Genomic DNA, 2,387 nt, shown 5'->3' with positions numbered 1-2,387 from the left:
CAAAACCGGGACCCGCCGCCTGCTCCGGAACAAAGACCGGATATTATTTCTTGATGGTTTCCAGCAGCTCGTCATAAGCCTTGCAGGCTTCATTCATATCAGTGGTACCCTGATATTTGGTCTGCATTTCCTGCGACTTTGTCATAATTTCCTGAGCGCGGCTCGGATCTTTCGTCAACACTTCCTGAATTGCAGCAGTTAAGTCTGTTGCTTTCTTGGTCAGTTCTTCCTGCGTGCAGGCAGATGCTGCGGAACTTGCAGCAGCAGAGATGAGCAGTGCAGAAAAGGATGCAGCAACCAGTGTTTTGAATTTCATAGAAGTATCTCTCTTTATGATCTGTCGATAAACGAGCAATATTTTATGCACCGGCAGCTTATGTTGGTGTTTTTATCTTTCAAAATAACAAATTATTTTCACTTAAAACAAAAACCACCTGCCACTGACAATATTTCCATTTCTGCCGAAAATGGATTATAGAAAGCAACAGGACTATGGGGGGAGCAATATGTTGCGAGTGGTGTTTTTGTCTGTTGCGGTACTGGGTATGACGACGAATGTCTGGGCACAGCCCATAGATACATACTGGGCACGCTTGAGCAAACAGGATCATTACAACTCATCAGGCGTGGCGCTGAATTCCGCAGCCACGATTATCCGTCAGGATCGCGCCAATTTTTACATTTTTGGCAAAATGGATCCGGAAGATGAATCCGACGTGTTCTTCAACGACAAGGCGAACCGCGCAAAGCTGGAGAAAATGCTTTCCGAAGGCTCACTTTCCGACCGTGACCGTGCAATTATTGAAAACGGCACACCGCTGATACGCGTGGATATTCATCCGGAACATGTCGAAGTCACTGTCGCGCAGGACTAGAGCGTGTCGCGTTTAATTGCACGCGCCCTAAACAGATTTCAGGTCTTTCCAGAAATAGATCGTACCGGTCAAAGTGCCGAAAGGATCGAGAGCGAAATCCGGCACCTCGCCGACCCGCTTAAAGCCCAGCCGCTCATAAACTGACACCGCAAGACTGTCACTTGCCGTATCAAGCATCAGATGTGTGCGGCCATGCTGCAATGCCAGAGCTTCCGCAGCCTGCATCAGTAATGTTGCCACACCGCGCCCGCGACAGGAGACAGAGGTCATCAGCTTGCTGATCTCCGCACGATGCGGCTGGTTCGCAGTCTGCACCAGAACCAGACTGACTGTACCGGCAAGCTTTTCACCGTCAAAAGCACCGAGAATAATCCGCTCTCCGTTCTGCGCAGAGTTCATCGCACCCTGCCAGAATGCCTCTGCCGTTTCCGGCTCGAGAGGATGCATGAAGCTGACAGACCCGCCGCTGGCGACTGTTTCAACCAGAAGATCGCGCAGCTGTGCGATATGTCTATTATCATAAGGCAGAGGTTTAATTTCGAAGCCAGTCATAACCATCAGCTTTCACAAGAATGAAAATCCGCATAAATTATTTTGAGTGTGTTCCTGCTGTAAACAGCATAAATTACTAGTTTTAAAAAAATCAATAAATATTTGAATTATCTAATTTAAAACAGAGCCAATATGCTCTCAAAATAAAAAAGCAATTTAAAAAACTTGCCCTCATAATCGGGCAAACTTGCTGGCCATAATTAGGAAAGCTGCTTAAGAGCAACCTTAGCAATGGTCTGGGGGCTGATGTGTATCAAATTCTTTTAAAAGCAACATTCGTGACTGCCTTGGTCGTCGCGTTGAGCCAGATATTTTCATTCAGCATCCGTTATGCATCCGGCCAGCCCTTCACTGCTTTTGTTTTTCTGATGAATTCAATCATGCCTGTACTGACCGGTTTTCCGATCAGCATGTATATTTTTATACAGAATGCCAAACTGAAGAAGACATCAGACGAGCTGACAGAGGCTAACAGGCTGTTGCAGATACGCGCCGACACTGACAGCATGACCGGTCTTCTGAACAGAAATGCTTTTCTCGAGCAGGTCAAACACGCCAACAAAAACTGCACGCAAGCAGCATTGCTGGTGATAGACGCCGATAATTTTAAAAACATCAATGATCTTTACGGTCATCACGCCGGTGACAAAGCCCTGACGGCAATTGTCAGCGCGCTTCGCTCGTCATTGCGGGTGGATGACCTTATCGGCCGTATCGGCGGTGAAGAATTTGCCGTATTCCTCAGTAATACCGATATGGCTGAGGCGCAGAATATTGCCGAGCAATTACGCAAGAGCGTTGAGGCAATCAATTTCACGCCCCTGCCGGATCAGCCTTATCCGCTGACAATCAGCATCGGCATCGCCCTTTCCTCCGGCATTGTGACCACCGCACAGCTCATCCGCATGGCAGATCAAAGCCTGTATCAGGCAAAAGCAAACGGCCGTAATCAGGTGGTGC

4 protein-coding genes are annotated in these 2,387 nt (G+C 47.8%); 2 read left to right on the top strand and 2 right to left on the bottom strand.

The genetic code is table 11. The features are described from left to right. Positions 1 to 43: 43 nt before the first annotated feature. Positions 44 to 316, bottom strand: coding sequence for a hypothetical protein (locus A918_RS0102015; RefSeq protein WP_022709435.1), 273 nt, complete (start codon positions 314 to 316; stop codon positions 44 to 46). A gap of 190 nt (positions 317 to 506) precedes the next feature. Here A918_RS0102015 and A918_RS19145 point away from each other — a divergent pair, with 190 nt between their 5' ends. Next, on the top strand, positions 507 to 875 hold the full coding sequence (locus A918_RS19145; RefSeq protein WP_022709434.1) for a hypothetical protein: 369 nt from the start codon (positions 507 to 509) through the stop codon (positions 873 to 875). Positions 876 to 902: 27 nt separating this feature from the next. Here A918_RS19145 and A918_RS0102005 read toward each other — a convergent pair whose 3' ends face one another. Beyond that, positions 903 to 1,427, bottom strand: a complete 525-nt coding sequence (locus A918_RS0102005) for an N-acetyltransferase (protein WP_028233257.1) — start codon at positions 1,425 to 1,427, stop codon at positions 903 to 905. Between the two features lie 380 nt (positions 1,428 to 1,807). Between A918_RS0102005 and A918_RS19140 the strand changes: the two genes are divergently transcribed. Then, the coding region (locus tag A918_RS19140; protein ID WP_245257280.1) for a GGDEF domain-containing protein at positions 1,808 to 2,387 on the top strand (580 nt) is incomplete at its 3' end.

The organism is Pseudochrobactrum sp. AO18b, assembly GCF_000409565.1.
Taxonomy (GTDB): domain Bacteria; phylum Pseudomonadota; class Alphaproteobacteria; order Rhizobiales; family Rhizobiaceae; genus Pseudochrobactrum; species Pseudochrobactrum saccharolyticum.
This window is presented reverse-complemented; position numbering and strand designations above follow the sequence as displayed.